This is a genomic window from Crocosphaera sp. XPORK-15E, assembly GCF_034931425.1.
Lineage (GTDB): Bacteria > Cyanobacteriota > Cyanobacteriia > Cyanobacteriales > Microcystaceae > UHCC-0190.
Genome location: NZ_JAYGHQ010000036.1, coordinates 1 through 15696, shown reverse-complemented (window position 1 = coordinate 15696; position 15696 = coordinate 1). Strand labels below are relative to the sequence as shown.

Sequence of the window (15696 nt, the reverse complement as noted above, 5' to 3'; positions counted from 1 at the left end):
AAGAAAAAAAGAAAAGCATTTAAAAAGAAATTGAAAGAGTATATAAGAATTATGACAAAGACTCCAGAAAAGCTACAATTATGGTTTTGGGATGAGAGCGGCTTTAGTTTAAGGGTCACAAGAAGAAAAAACTGGGGTAAAAAAGGGACAAGAAAAAAAGTAAGGGGAGATAGAAAAAGAGGTCGAATAAATGTGATGGGATGGTTAAGATATTCAGACAAAAAAAGATGGGTAGAATTCATTGAAAAAGGGGATTCCGAGAATTTTTATCAAGTCATGAAAGGATTTTACAAAGAGTTAGTAAATGAATGGGTTGAGAAAGGAAACAAAGCTGAAAATTTTAAGGATAAAGGAGAGAAAATCGTAATAATTTTGGATAATGCAAGCTTCCATAAAAAAGAAGAAATTTTAAAAAGAATAGAAGCAGAAATGCCAAACATACATTTAGAGTTTCTTCCTGAATATAGTCCAGATTACAACTTAATTGAATTAGTTTGGCATTCGTCAAAAGAGTATATTGCTAACCGTCTTTTTAAATCAATTGAAGAGTTAGAGTTTCTATTACATCGACTCTTAAATGAAGGAGAACTCGTTATTAAATGGAATCGCAAACTTAAAAATAAAGGAAATTCTGTTAACGTCGTTTAAATGCTTAACAGCTTATTTAATACCATAAAAAATACCCCTTAGTCAAGATAAAGCAAAGATTCTAAGAGAATTTAAGCTTTAATGTTTCCTTTAACAATAACCTTTTTTATTATTAAATTATCATAACTACTCTAGAAGAGCCAACAAAATTTACAGGTGGTAATCTTCTATATTAACTAAACGCCAACCCGAATATTCTGAAAGTTCTAAAACCTTGTGATGATAATCAAACAAACTTTCTCGATGTCCTACACTAATAAATGTCTTACCTGTTTGTTGTAATTGGGTGTATAAATTAGCCTCATTTTGTAAATCTAAAGCACTGGTTGCTTCATCTAAAATAACAAAATTAGGATTATTAACCAATAGTCGAGCAAAAGCAAGGCGCTGTTGTTCTCCCAAAGATAAAATATTTTCCCAAGGTACTTCGGCATCAAAACTTTCTATTTTTGTGACAATATTTTGAAGGTTAACTTCTTCTAAAATTTCCGTTAATTCTAATTCACTTAGATAACGATCAGTTTTGGGGTAAAGTAATTGTTCTCGTAGCGTTCCTAGAATAATATAAGGACGTTGGGGTAAAAATAACATATCTTCTAAAGAAGGTCTTAGTAAATCTCCTGTCCCTGCATTCCATAAACCAGCAATAGCTCTTAAAAGAGAACTTTTCCCTCTTCCACTTGGACCCACAATTAATAAACCTTCTCCCTGTTCAACGGAAACGGATAAATCTTCTACAATGACTTTTTGGTAATCTGGAGTTTGTAACGTCACATTCTCGAAAGCAATATGATCTTTTTCTATAACCTTAATGGTACTGACATTTTGAGGTTGCTTTGCAACTGTGTCTAAAGCATGGGATAAACTATCAAAACGCTCAATATAGCTGATAAATCTCCCTGAGTCTCCTATTTCATCTACTAAGGCCGCTAAAGCATTAGCAAAGGAATGACAGGCATAGCTGACTTGACTAACTTGCCCAAAATCAATATCTCCTTTAATGTATATAGGGGCAACGATTAAAAAAGGAAATATTTGAATGGCTGCTTGATATCCTCGCTTAAAAAGTTCTTGGTTTTTCTCCCAATCAATTTTACTAAAGGTTCTGTCAATAACTTCCTTAAATCTTCGCTGGATAATATTTAATTCTTCGTTCTCGCCTCGGAAAAAAGCAATGGATTCTGCATGAGTGCGAACATGGGTTAAGGCATAATTATAGTCTGCTTCAACTTCTAATTTTTGTTGATTGATTTTATTTAAGCGATCGCTTAAATAAACTGCAATGGTATTACCAAGAATTGTGGAAATAATGAGTATAATAGCAATAGTTTGAGAGATTGACCAAAGAATAATCATAAATACCACCATCTCCATTATTTTTTCTAAGCAAGTTGCCCCAAAATTTACCGTTGATCTGGCGATGGGTTCAATTTCTTTCGCTAACCGTTGATCTGGGTTTTCAATGTCGGATTGAAAATTAATTTTATAATAAGCTCGATTTCTAAAATATTGTTGTAAAATACTTTTATTAATCCATTGATACCAATCTAGGGCGATTAATTTTCTGAAAAACCTAGAAAATCCTGTTAACAATATTACTCCTGAAAGGGTAAAACAATACAAAATCAACATATTAGTAAATGCGGGCAAGTCTTTTTCTTCAATCACGTCAATTAGATCCCTGAAAATGAAACTATTTAAGGCATTTAAAGCGACGAGTCCCACTAAAAAGAGCAACAATATAATTAACATTCCCCAAGAACGAATCGTTTCGGAAAAAGATCTATTTTCTGATTCTTTTGGATACCAATAAAGTTGAAGAAAGGACAACATTTTAGGGAGAAACTGATTGCCAAACAAAGTTTTATCTTCCGTGTCCATACTATTCATTAAATTTTCCCAAACTTGCATAACACATTTTTTCACTAATTTGTCGATTTTTTATATTTAATTAGGAATATCAAGTTGTCTTGATTTCTACCACAGAACACTGCAATATAGTGTCAATATTTGGAGATGAGAAGAAAGTTATGAGCAACATTTGTTTCTATTTTTAGATTATATTAGAGAAGGGATGTATGTAATACAATAGTCTACAAATGAATGATTTAGGATGTTTCTTAAGACTTATTTTACAAATAGTCTACTCAAACTCTTTTATTTTATATATTATTATTGAAAAATTTTAATAAATTACTAAGTTTAGAACTAACTTTTTAAGTAATTTTTTATAAAAAATTGATTCAACTCATCACTTAATTACGGGAGCGTGTCTATGAATGCAAATGCATGATTTTGGCAACGGAAAGATAGCCCCAAAAATAAAGGGATTTACAGGATGAGTATAAGTAGTAACACAAAATTAATCACCTATCACAGAGGGCTGAAAGCCTTGCTACGCAAGGATCGCTATGTGTAATTAATTTTGCCTAGGTACTTATATACTTGATCCCACAAGTGACACGCTCCCCTTAATTACTTCTTCTCACTGTAAATATTGTGATGTTTAGCATCCCATTCTTTGTAATAGTCGTCTACGGAAATGGGTGGATATTTACAAGGATTATCTTCAGTAATACAGGTTTCAACGCAGCGAATTATAGCATCATCATTAGGAGTTACTTTAAAGGCGATTGAGTACCGTGATCGCGCTTTATAAAAATCTTCTTCGGGAATAGAAACTTGGTGAAATGTAGAATAAAGCTTATCATTTGTCCATCGTTGAATCAAGTCTTCCATAATAATAACAACTGTTCCTGGAATGGGATCAACATCAATCCATTCTCCCTCATGGGGACAAATTTTCAACCCCTTCCCATCATCTTGAAAGATCAAGCCAAAAGTCCCCGAACCGTAGTGAGGTTTCGCACGGGTTTGATTTCGTTTTATCGGTTCAGTTAAGGGTAAATAATGGGCTAAAAATGAGTAACAGTTTCCATCAGAAAGAACATCTATAAAAGTCGTTTCTGGTACTTTCAAAGCCATGGCTTGGGCTTGAAATAAATGTTTTGACAGGGACTGACATTCTTGAAATAGTTGAATAGAAGTGTCCCGAAACTGTGGAAGACTAGTCGGCCATTGATTTATCCAATTATTTTTATTAACTTCTGGTCCGTAGTGAAACACTTCTCGAAAGTCTTTTCCTTCTTCATCTTTCGCTTTTTCATAGCCTGGTTTCATGGGCTTCATGGCAATCTTTTCTTTGTCTTCTAGGGGCAGGTCAAAAAAAGTTCTTGATTGAGCAAAAGCCTGAGCCACTAAATCTGGTGAAAAGCCATAATTTTTAAGATACAATGCCCCAACGTCAGCTAAAGAATCATAGAACTGTTGCGCTACGAACTCCTGTTCTTGAAGATTACCATCTAGAAATGGCTGGAAATCAATGATAGGAATAGTTTTATTCACTGAAAATCAATTCTCGTCATTTGTCTTAACATTGAACATAATAAACCAAAAAGTTATAATTACAAAATTAATTTTTGTAACAAGGTTCATCTTTGCTCTTATTTGACAGCGATGCTGTCTTAAGCTATTTTTGGGAGATCACAAAGTCACGAAAGCATAAGGCTAAATGATTGACGCGATCAACTTCCATGTCACTTAGTTTATCCGATTTTGAAAGACTTTTTCGGCGGTTGCGGTTCCGCGAGTGCGGCTGCACCACGAAGTACAGCTTGAGCGAGAGCGATCTTCTACCCCTCTGAACGTTTACAAAAATATTCAAGGCAGATAGGGAAAAAACTCGATGAGAAGTATCAACCCTATGGTATGATAAACGATGTTCAAGAACTAGGTAAAATCTTCAAAGTTTTCTAGTTATACTTTAAGATTTTGTTAAAGTCCGGTAAAAAAGTCACAACCCAATTTGTATTAAGGAAAGTTAATCATGGATGAAGCCACTAGCCCATTAAAAGATATGGGACTTTCCCCCGAAGATCTATCAAAGAAAGCTAACGAAATGGGGGTAAGTTTAGACAAAATAACCGAAAAATTAGCCGCTCTGGGCTTACCAGGGATTATTTTAATTATTACCGCTTCGGCAAGTATGGGGGCTACTCCCGTGATAGCAGCTTTAACAGCTTTAGGGGGACCATTGGGAGTGTTGGGCGGTTTAGGGTTCTTAGGACTCATGACAGTGGCCGGAGATTTAGTCACTGCCTTTGGCATTGAAACCGTTTTATCTGCTGTTTATACAGAGCGTCGCAAAAAAGAAAGTTTTCCTACACTGCTCAAAGAAATCGAAACTTTGCCCTTAAGTGAAGCTTTAAAGCTTAAACTGAAAAAAGTTATCAGTAAATCTGAGCCAGATAGTTCTCCTAAAGTCATTGAAATCATCGAAGAGTAATCTGTCTTATCACCCTGAAGCCTGGGGAGAAATTATCTTAAATACCAACAAACTAAATAGAAGAACTCAATGGACGAAATTACGCAAAAAGTAACGGTTTCGAGTCTTTTGCCAGAGGAAGTATCTAAGCAATTAAAAGCTTTAGGGATTTCTCCTGAAGATCTTTCTGAGCAATTTGTTGCTCTGGACTTATCCTTAGATGAAGTAGCCAAAAAGATTGCCTCTGTAGGTATTCCCAGCCTGATTCTGGTGGCTATTTTAACGAATTTTGCGGGTCCCCCTATTGTCACTACCTTAGCTACCTCATTAACGGGAACTATTGGGGTTATTGGGGACACCATAACAGGCTACACCATTGAGATTATTTTAGTGAATTTTTATCTAGAACGTCTCAAAGCTGAAACCCTAGAAGATCTTTCCCAAGAAATCGAAATTTTACCCTTAACTGATGCTTTAAAAGGTAAGCTTAAAGACCGACTCAGTAAAGAAAAAATCCCCAAAATTATCAGAACAATTACTATCGTTGAAGATTAACATGAATTGAATGACTTAATACAACTTCAAAAATCAGGATTAGAAACCCGATGATTGAGCAAGACAAAGAAAATGTCCTCAGATTTGATGGGGTAGATGATTATCTTGAATTATCTCAAGGGTTGTCTGCTTTTGAAACAGGAATTACTGTTGAGTTTTTAGCAAAAGGGAGAAGTGGTTTAACCCAACAAACAACCATTTTAGATGGGTATAACGCTCAAAATAATAGGATTTTAAACATCCATTTACCCTATTATAAAAAAGGAATAGGAGGTTGTGTCTCTTGGGAAATAGGGAATGAGAATGGGGTAGATCGAATTGAAAAAAAAGTAGAAATTCGAGAGTATAAAATCTGGACTTATTGGACTTTTGTCAAAGATTTTTTTAGGGGTACAATGTCTATTTACCATAATGGAAAACTCTGGCATCAAGAGGATGAAAAATATCAACCCATTACAGATATTCAAAAATTAGTCATTGCTTCTTCTGTTAACAGTTCTCAGTTTTGGAAAGGTTATCTTTCAGAATTTCGGATTTGGGATCGACCTTGTAGTCAAGAAGAAATCAAAGAAGATCGTAATGAACGTTTAGTCGGCAATGAGTTAGGATTATGTGTTTATTTACCCCTTAATGGGGATACGGATGATCATAGCGGTAATGGTAATCACGCTACTATTTATGGAGTTAGTTGGATGGAAAGAAAAATTCCTCTTAAAGTTGAACAATTACCTGATCTAGAAACTGAAAAAAACAGTGAGTCTATCGAATCAGGTCAAGAATTATTTGATCTCGAAACTGAAGAAATTACTCCACCAGTTGAACCAATATCTGCGGTAAAAACTGAAGAAGTTACTCCATTAGTTGAACCAATATCTGAGATAAAAACTGAACAAGACGGTGAGTCAATGAAGTTGATTAAACCGTCATCTGAGACAGAAACTGAACAAGAAATTCTATCAGTTGAACCGTTATCTGAGGAAGAAAAGGAAGAAATCACCCCATCAGTTACACCTTTAACTGAATCTAAAAAGCAACAATTTACTCAACCAATTAATCCTATGCACCAGAAAAAAAGAATAGTCGTTTGCTGTGATGGAACTTGGAATGAATTAACAAATTCCCATCCTACTAATGTGGTTAAATTTGCCAGGTTAGTTAAATACATGGCCGACGATAAAACCCCTCAACTGGTCTTTTATTTGCCAGGGTTAGGGACAGAAGATGGTAATGTAATTGAACAATTAGGAGGTGGTGCATTTGGATGGGGAATTGATGAAACTATCAAAGAAGCCTACCGATTATTATGTATGAATTATGATGCGACGGCGCAAGATGAAATCTATCTTGTTGGGTTTAGTCGTGGTGCTTACATTGCTCGTTGTCTAGCTGGAATGATTTATAACTGTGGGTTGTTAATACGTTCTCAGATAAAAGAAATACCCAAAGCTTATGAACTTTATCGAGATAATAAAATTAGTCCGAATGATCCAAAACTACAAAAATTTCGTCGGGATAATTCTAAAAAAATAGACAGCAACGAAGCATATTTAGATTATCGCGTTCCCATTAAAATGTTAGGGTGTTGGGATACCGTAGGAGCGTTGGGACTACCTGATATTATTCCTTGGTTACCCATTGAAAAATTCTTGAATCAAAAATATGAGTTTTTTGATGCTAATTTAAGTCCTATTATTGACAATGCTTTTCATGCTGTCGCCATTGATGAAAAGCGAAAGTCTTTTCCTTCTACCCCGATGATTCCTAGTGAAAAAAATCTTCAACAACGAGTGGAAGAAGTTTGGTTTGCAGGAAACCACGGATGTGTTGGGGGTGGTACTAAGGAATATAAAGGGTTATCTGATTATCCATTGCAATGGATGTTGAATAAAGCTGAGGCATTGGGGTTAGAATTTTATTCAACAGAAAATGATGAAGATGACTTTCAAATAAAACCCGATCCCACTACTAAGTTTGATAACAGTCTAACAGGAGTTTATCTGCTAGGAGGAGAAGAATGGCGGCCTATTGGTTCCTCTCATATTTTTATTCATCATAGTGTGGTAGAAAGACTAAAAGCTAGATCTGAATATCGTCCAGAAAATCTGAAACCTTTACTGAATGATCTACTTTCTTCTGACTAAAATCAAGAAGAAAAAGCCAGAGCAAAAACTTAAAAGGGTAAGGCTTAACTGGCTTAGAGGAAGTTGAAAATCAAGGGTAAACTTACTTTTTTATCTCAATCTTAACCCCTGTTTATAGAAATAATTAATTGATTGATTATTTCTGAGTGAAAACTTAGTATATTTCCTGATAATATGATTTGGGAAGTGGTTTTCTACGTCTTTATATAATAACAATTTGGTTTACATTTATTAACACAAAAAGCTTGACTTCTGATCAACTAACTGCTACCTTTATAAGAGTGTTAAAAATGACCTTTTATTTATAAATTAAAGGTCATTCCTAAAAAACAAATATCAAGAGATAAATACCATGTCCAAAAATACAACAAAAGAAGTCAAGTCCGTGCCTTTCTTCGTGCGTTTTTTAGAAGAAGAACCCCCTCAACCAGAGGAAACTCCCACACCCGATTCCCCTCAAATTTTCACCTTGAAATTTCCCTCGGATTGGGAAGATTATTAAAAAAAAGGAGAAGCTGGCTATTTTCTTCACTAATGAATAATGAATAATTAATAATTAATAATTACCTCTCCCTAAAAATGAGAGGATTGTTAAAAGCGGAAAATATCTGAATTATTTCTTCTTGAAAGGAGACGAGCGACCTTGCGCCGTAAGACGGCGCAAGGAAACGCGCGAGGGAGGTTAGTTGGTGAGCTTTGCCGAACCATCAAGCAAATTAAACAATTATTAATTATTCATTGATAATTAACCATTTCTCCCCACAATTAACCAAGATCAAGAGGTCTAAGTTAAGGACATTTACTGAACAAAGTTAACTGACAATCTTCTTAAGATTATAAGGGAGCCAAGGCTGTATGTCTCTATCGCGTGACATTGTATTACTAATTACCCATAGTAATGATTTTTTTACAATTGATAGAGTCGCAGAAGCATTGATTCAAAAAGGGGCGCAACCCTTTCGTTTTAACACCGATCATTTCCCTTTAAAAGTGGGATTAAAAGGCCAGTTTAACTCATTTAAACAGTGTCATACCCTTGACTATCAGGGACAAACCGTTAACAGTGACCAAGTCAAGGCCGTTTGGATGCGACGGGTATGGGAACCCAAATTTAATCAAGAATTAGATCCCAAATATGAACAACCTTGCGCCCAAGAATCAAAAGCCACTTTAGAAGGTTTTTGGGATAGTCTAAAAGAAGCTCGTTGGGTTGATAGATTAGAGCGTATCAATATAGCGAAGAACAAACAACGTCAACTGCGGGTGGCCTCAGAGGTTGGGTTTATGATTCCCCGAACCTTAATCACCAATAAAGCAGAAGCAGCGCGAGAATTTTTTCAACAAGTAGACGGAAAAATGGTCAGTAAGTTACTGACAACCCTTCACTATGGCATGGAATATAGTCCCTTTTTTCTTTATACCAATGTTGTCAAAGCAGAAGACTTAGAAGATGCAGAGTCCCTGAGTTACTGTCCTATGGTATTTCAAGAAAAAATACCCAAAGAGAAAGAATTACGGGTTATCTACGTCAATGGTCAGGTTTTTGTGGGGGCTTTAGATGCCCTGATCTATAATGACATTACAATTGATTGGAGACGGCCAGGGGTAAACGTCGGTTCCTGGGAAAACCATCAACTCCCAGAGGACTTAATCAGTCGTATTCAAACCTTTATGGGGAAATTTGGCTTATTGTATGGTGCATTCGATTTTATTGTTACCCCATCAAGGGACTATGTATTTTTAGAAGTCAACCCAGGAGGAGAGTGGGGAATGATAGAAAAAGAACTGGATCTCCCCATTGCTAATGCGATCGCCGATGCTTTAATTGCTGCATAAAACCCAAGTTTCGACTTCTACACCGAAAGTAGGAGTTAACAACCGTTGTTCCCTAGAACAAATATCCTGATCATTCTGAACACCCTTATGACAGTATTAATTATTACCTTCAGCAAAGATAACGAAAGTATATCCCTCGTCACTGAGGCGGTAGAAGCAAAAGGGAAAAAAGTCTTTCGTTTTGATACCGATAGATACCCCACAGAAGTTACCTTGGACTTATTTGCAGGAGAGTTTGACGGCGGAATAATAACCGATGGGGATAAACAGGTTAAATTGCAGGATGTTTCATCTGTGTGGTATCGACGCATGAGATACGGACAAAAACTCCCTGAAGATATGGACTCCCAATATAAAGAAGCATCTCTAAAAGAATGTCGTACCACTATTAGGGGCATGATTTCCAGTCTTGGGGGGTTCCACTTCGATAAAATGGCTAAGGTGGATATGGCCAATAATAAACAACTCCAGTTAAAAGTGGCGCGGGAAATCGGTTTAATGACACCCAAAACCTTAACCTCTAATAATCCTGAAGCTGTGAGAAAATTTGCCCAAGAATGCCAAGAACAGGGTATTATTAGTAAAATGCTGTCTTCCTTTGCCATCTATGGTGAGCAAGGGCAAGAAAATGTTGTCTTTACCAACCCAGTTACAGAAGATGATCTCAAACATTTGGAGGGGTTATGTTTTTGTCCCATGACTTTCCAAGAAAAGGTTCCTAAAGCCTTAGAATTAAGAACAACGATTGTTGGTCATCAAATCTTTACAGCAGCCGTTGATTCCCAAAAAATGGCAGGAGCAGCCGTTGATTGGCGTAAAGAAGGTAAAGCCTTGGTCAAAGATTGGCAACCCTATCAATTACCCGAAGATGTGACCAAAAAACTCCTTAAATTAATGGCTTATTTTGGCTTGAATTATGGGGCGATCGATATTATTGTGACCCCTGATAATCGTCATATTTTTCTTGAAGTTAATCCCGTAGGTGAGTTTTTCTGGATGGAGATATATTCTCCCCATTATCCCATTTCCCAAGCCATTGCCGAAATGTTGCTAACCGGAAAAAATTAGAGACTGTTTGTTAAAGGAATATTAAAAATCAGTTTTGTAGGCTGGCTAAGTGTTTTTCGGTATTATGATAGCTTTAGATAAGTTTCAGATTTGCCCACCCTACTATCAACATAATAGATTAAACTGAGGTTAAAAACTCAAAACAATGAAAATTACTGTAATAGAATAGAAAGAATTACAATTGTTTTTTAAGGGCATAGAGACTTAATTCGCTCATTGATGAATAACTTAAAGACATTACAGCGTTGCTCACAACTTCCTAAAAAACAGCTAAACATGGCTAGAATATGCTTGACAAAACAATTCATCAAAGTAACCAAACAACAACGGATTCTAATATTTCCCCATCTCAATTTTGGGAAGATTTACGAATCGTTACCCAACCTTATTGGTATCCAACAGAACTAGGAGGAAGATCGTTTTCAGAAGTCATTACGTCTTGGGCAATGGTCTTACTTCTAATCGCATTAATTATTGCTTTAGTTGCTGTTGATGGTTTGGGGAGTTTTTGGAATCGTTATGTACTCGATCTTATTATTGAAGAAAGGGATCTTTCTAAATATTATGATACCCTTTGGATTTCTTGTGTTATTATTGTTACAATGACCCTGTTAATCGGGTTCTCTAAATTTATCAGAAAAAAACTATCCTTAGACTGGTATAAGTGGCTTAGTAACTATATTTTAAAGCGATATTTAAGCAATCGGGCTTATTACCAACTTGACTGTAAATCTGATTTAAGTAACCCAGATCAACGTTTAGCCCAAGAAATTGAACCGATTACTAGCGGTGGATTTAGACTAATTGCAACTGTGTTAGAAAAAGTCCTACAAATGACTACTTTTATCATAATTCTCTCAACTATTTCGCAACAAATTGCTATTTATTTAGTGATTTATACAATTGTAGGTAATTTAATTGCCATTTATTTAACCCAAAAATTAAATAAAATCAATAACGAAGCACTCTCGTTTAAAGCTGATTATAATTACTGTTTGACCCATGTTCGTAATCATTCAGAATCTATTGCTTTTTTCCAGGGAGAAGATCAAGAACTTAATATAATCAAACGCAGATTTAATAAAGTTTTGAATAATTCAGAAGGTAGGATTGATTGGGAAAGGGGACAAGATATTTTTAATCGCGTCTATCAATCAGCAATCAGTATCTTTTCTATGTTTATTCTTACCCCTTTATTTATACAAGATAAAATAGACTATGGGGAAATTAGTCAAGCTAGTATGGCCTGTTTAATGTTTTCTAATGCGGTAGGAATATTGATTGCTGAATGGGGAACATCAGGAAAGCTATCTAGTTATATTCAAAGGTTGGCTAATTTTTCCAAGATGTTGAAATCTATTATCAAAAAATCCGAAGAATTAAGTACCATTACCATCATAGAAGGAAACCGTTTAGCTTTTGAAAATGTTACCTTACAAACCCCCAATTATGATAAAATCATCGTTGAAGATTTATCCTTATCAGTACAACCCGGACAAGGATTATTAATTGTGGGCCCCAGTGGTCGCGGGAAAAGTTCTTTGTTAAGGGCAATCGCGGGTTTATGGGATGCGGGAACGGGTCGTTTAGTCCGTCCATCCTTAGACAAAATGATATTTTTACCCCAACGTCCTTATATCATTTTAGGAACTTTACGAGAACAATTAGTTTATCCAAAAATCTATAATAAAATCAGTGATGAAGACCTGAAAACCATCTTAAAGCGAGTCAATTTAGAACACTTATTAAACCGTATTGATAACTTTGATGTAGAATTACCTTGGGAGAATGTTTTATCATTAGGAGAACAACAACGATTAGCTTTTGCTAGAATTTTAGTTGATCGTCCGGACTTTACTATATTAGACGAAGCCACCAGTGCGTTAGATTTAAGTAATGAAGAAAATTTATATCAACAATTACAGCAGACCAAAACAACTTTTATTAGTGTAGGGCATCGAGAAAGTTTATTTAGTTACCATCAATGGGTTTTAGAACTTTTAGAAGATTCTAGTTGGCAAATGCTGTCAATGGAAGAATATAAAAAGATAAAACTTAACCATATTAATCCCTTTCAAGATAATGAAATAGAAGCAGAACTTATTGAGACGAAAAAATCACAACCACAGTTAAACTTTTTAGAAGACATCACAATAATTCAACCAGACAATACTCCCGATTTAGAAGACATCAAAATTGAAGATACTGTCAACAATGAGGAAACATCTGAAGATACTAAAACCCTTGAAGAAAACCCATTTAAACCTCTGTCTCATACCCAAATGAAAGCATTATGTAAATACGCACTAGGAACGGTCAGGAATAAAGCTAGAAAAGGTCAATCTATCATAGGTAAAGATGGGTTAACTTATCGTTATGATCAACATCCCAATGTGCGAAAATGGGTCAGAGAATTGAGCCATTTAACTTGAATAAAAATGGAAACTGTTGTCACATCTCGATTAAAATTAGTTCTCTAAAAGCTAGATATTATCCAAGCAGGGACGAAAAAAGATGATCCATTATCAAACATTTTATGGGCAAAAGTCCCCAAAATTGGCTAGGGGAAGAAATAGATATTCAAATTTTACAAAAACTGTTTAAAATTATAGATAAATATTCCTTACAAAATGTTAGTTTAGAAAGAAAGTAAGGTTATGTAAACTTTTTTTTTAAAAAAGTCAAAACATGGTATGTTAGATGATGCTACCTGTTCTTACCAGGAACCTATAGAAACTAGAGGCGTTTTGTTTGGCTAGTCATTAACCCAGGTTGATGGTAGGCGAATCGATAACACCTACGGTATTGGACAATCCAAGAAACGGAACAGGAAAAATGTTACAAACTTCAGGTAGAATCAGATTAGTAATGGAAACATCAACGTAAAAGCTAGTCAATAGGAAAGTGTTGGTGAACGGCATTTCAGAGTATTTGCTCTGGTTGCCCACGATTGCAAGAAACCGTATGCGGTGAAAGTCGCACGTGCGGTTTATAAGGAGAGGTGCGACCTGGTAACAGGGACATCGACTCTAACATAAAATAAATCTAAATACTTTCCTAATCCGCTTTTAGGATAAAAGAGCTTTTCAAAGCTCTTTTAAGGGGCTTCTTTGAGCATATTTATAGGTACAATATGATGTTACTCCAACCCAAAACATTGCCAGTAAAGTATCAACAAATCATCACTATCTTATTATCAATTTTTTTTGTAGAAGACTGTTATTTACTAATGCGAGATAGTCAATTAATCGCTTATATTGTTTATACTGGAAACTGGAATTCCGAAAAATTATCCACTGATTTACAAGAAAAATTACCTAACCACTTATTACCTAGTTCTTATATTCCTATTTCTTGTATTCCTTTAACAGAAACTGGTCATGTTGATGAAAATGCACTAAGAAATATAGAAATTATTGATCATAATTTAGTTGAATATAGTGAAAAAGAAATAAAAGCTTTACCCGAAATTGATAAAGTTGCTGTCTTGGTAACTGAGAAAAAAAAGAAGATTCTTCCTCTACATTTATCAGAATTACTGCAAAAAAAAGAGCAAAAAAAAATCGATCAACACGATATAATAAATGAACAGAAGATAGATGAAGTCGTTAATTCTCCCACATCTAAACTCGCTATTAGTCATGGAAAAACTTTGGTAGAATCTGCCTTGCAACCTCAAATTTTAGGAGAAGTATTACACCAACAAGCGACACAAAATCAGCAGAAAGGAATTACTTATATCAAGTCAAATGGGGATGAGATTTTTCAATCCTATAAGCAATTATGGGATGAAGCCCAAAGAATACATACAGGTTTAAAAAATAACGGCTTACAAGTTCAAGATAAAGTTATTTTCCAGTTATCAGAAACCAATGATCTTATTTCTGCCTTTTGGGGTTGTATTTTAGGAGGTTATATTCCTGTTATTTTGGCTATCCCTCCTACCTATGAAAACGCCAATAATGACGTTAATAAGATTTGTCAGGTATGGGAATTATTAGACAAACCCTTGATTATTACCAATAAATTTCATCAAGAAGAAGTCAAAATATTAGATAAATGGCTATCGAATCAAACGATAAATATCACATCAATTGAACAATTAACAAGCTATTCCCCCCAAGAAACCTATCATATTAGTCAACCGAATGATATTGCTTTTTTTAGTCTGACATCTGGTAGTACAGGGATGTCTAAATGTATCCCTTTGACCCATAAAAATTTGCTTTCTCGTGGGCGAGGGACCAACGATTTATGTGGTTATAGCAATGGATATGGTAAGGACGACATTATTCTTAATTGGCTACCTTTTGACCATATTGGAAGCATTTCTGATTGGCATATTCGGTGTGTTGATTTAGGATGCCAAATAATATATGTCCAAACTCAATATATTTTAGGTCGTCCTCTTAATTGGCTAGATTTAATTAATCAGTATCGGATTACCAATAGTTGGTCTCCTAATTTTGCCTATAATCTTATTAATGAATGGCTTAAGAAAGAACCTGATCAAGCTTGGGATTTTAGCTGTGTCAAGTCTCTTTTAACGGCTGGTGAAGCAATTTCCGACAAAGCAGTAGAAGAATTTATCAAGAAACTTCATCAGCAATATCGTTTAAATAAAACGGCAGTTCGTCCAGCTTTTGGGATGGCAGAAATGGGATCAGGCGTTACTTATTATCAACCCACAGAAGAACATCCTTTATTGTTCCATACTGTCGATAAATTTTCGTTAAATCAAACCTTAAAACGAGTTCATCCAGAACACCCCAATGTCACAACATTTACAGATTTAGGATTACCTATTTCTGGGATGTCTATTAGAATTGTTAATAAGGATAATTACTTATTACCGGAAGATACCATTGGTCATTTACAAGTCAAAGGAGATGCTGTATCATCTGGTTATTATAAAAACCCTGAAGCGAATAAAAAAGCTTTCTTAAAGGATGGTTGGTTTGATACAGGAGATTTAGGATTTATTCATGATGGACATCTTGTTATTACAGGAAGAAGTAAGGAAAGCATTATTATTAATGGGGTTAATTATTATAGTCACGAAATTGAAATATAGCGTTTCTCGGACTCATGAGGTACAGTAGCAGCAATGAGCAAACCAGTTAC

11 protein-coding genes are annotated in these 15696 nt (G+C 35.1%); 9 read left to right on the top strand and 2 right to left on the bottom strand.

Annotated elements, in window-relative coordinates:
- A partial coding sequence (locus VB691_RS23330) for an IS630 family transposase (RefSeq protein ID WP_323293924.1) occupies window positions 1–648 on the top strand: 648 nt, incomplete at its 5' end.
- 150 nt (window positions 649–798) lie between these two features.
- Here the strand turns inward: VB691_RS23330 and VB691_RS23325 are convergent.
- Together VB691_RS23325 and VB691_RS23320 are read right to left on the bottom strand one after the other, a co-directional pair.
- Window positions 799–2538, bottom strand: coding sequence for an ABC transporter ATP-binding protein/permease (locus tag VB691_RS23325; RefSeq protein WP_416245460.1), 1740 nt, complete (start codon window positions 2536–2538; stop codon window positions 799–801).
- Window positions 2539–3123: 585 nt separating this feature from the next.
- Window positions 3124–4053, bottom strand: a complete 930-nt coding sequence (locus VB691_RS23320; RefSeq protein WP_323293923.1) for an isopenicillin N synthase family dioxygenase — start codon at window positions 4051–4053, stop codon at window positions 3124–3126.
- 481 nt (window positions 4054–4534) lie between these two features.
- Here VB691_RS23320 and VB691_RS23315 point away from each other — a divergent pair, with 481 nt between their 5' ends.
- The 8 genes from VB691_RS23315 to VB691_RS23280 all read left to right on the top strand — a co-directional run bounded on the left by VB691_RS23315 (window position 4535) and on the right by VB691_RS23280 (window position 15646).
- On the top strand, window positions 4535–4993 hold the full coding sequence (locus tag VB691_RS23315) for a hypothetical protein (protein ID WP_323293922.1): 459 nt from the start codon (window positions 4535–4537) through the stop codon (window positions 4991–4993).
- A gap of 69 nt (window positions 4994–5062) precedes the next feature.
- Window positions 5063–5527 carry a hypothetical protein gene (locus tag VB691_RS23310; RefSeq protein WP_323293921.1) on the top strand — a complete coding sequence of 155 codons (465 nt, stop codon included), beginning with the start codon at window positions 5063–5065 and terminating at the stop codon, window positions 5525–5527.
- Window positions 5528–5577: 50 nt separating this feature from the next.
- Complete coding sequence (locus tag VB691_RS23305) at window positions 5578–7668, top strand: phospholipase effector Tle1 domain-containing protein (protein ID WP_323293920.1); 2091 nt, start codon at window positions 5578–5580, stop codon at window positions 7666–7668.
- Between the two features lie 352 nt (window positions 7669–8020).
- Window positions 8021–8170, top strand: a complete 150-nt coding sequence (locus VB691_RS23300) for a microviridin/marinostatin family tricyclic proteinase inhibitor (protein WP_323293919.1) — start codon at window positions 8021–8023, stop codon at window positions 8168–8170.
- Window positions 8171–8523: 353 nt separating this feature from the next.
- A complete protein-coding gene (locus tag VB691_RS23295; protein ID WP_323293918.1) occupies window positions 8524–9504 on the top strand; it encodes an MvdC family ATP-grasp ribosomal peptide maturase in 981 nt (326 codons plus the stop codon).
- Window positions 9505–9591: 87 nt separating this feature from the next.
- The gene (locus VB691_RS23290) at window positions 9592–10572 is read left to right on the top strand and encodes an MvdD family ATP-grasp ribosomal peptide maturase (protein ID WP_323293917.1); all 981 of its coding nucleotides are present in this window, start codon (window positions 9592–9594) and stop codon (window positions 10570–10572) included.
- A gap of 287 nt (window positions 10573–10859) precedes the next feature.
- Window positions 10860–13004, top strand: coding sequence for an ABC transporter ATP-binding protein/permease (locus tag VB691_RS23285; protein ID WP_323293916.1), 2145 nt, complete (start codon window positions 10860–10862; stop codon window positions 13002–13004).
- A 701-nt stretch (window positions 13005–13705) separates the two neighbouring features.
- A complete protein-coding gene (locus VB691_RS23280; protein ID WP_323293915.1) occupies window positions 13706–15646 on the top strand; it encodes an AMP-binding protein in 1941 nt (646 codons plus the stop codon).
- Window positions 15647–15696: the final 50 nt, after the last annotated feature.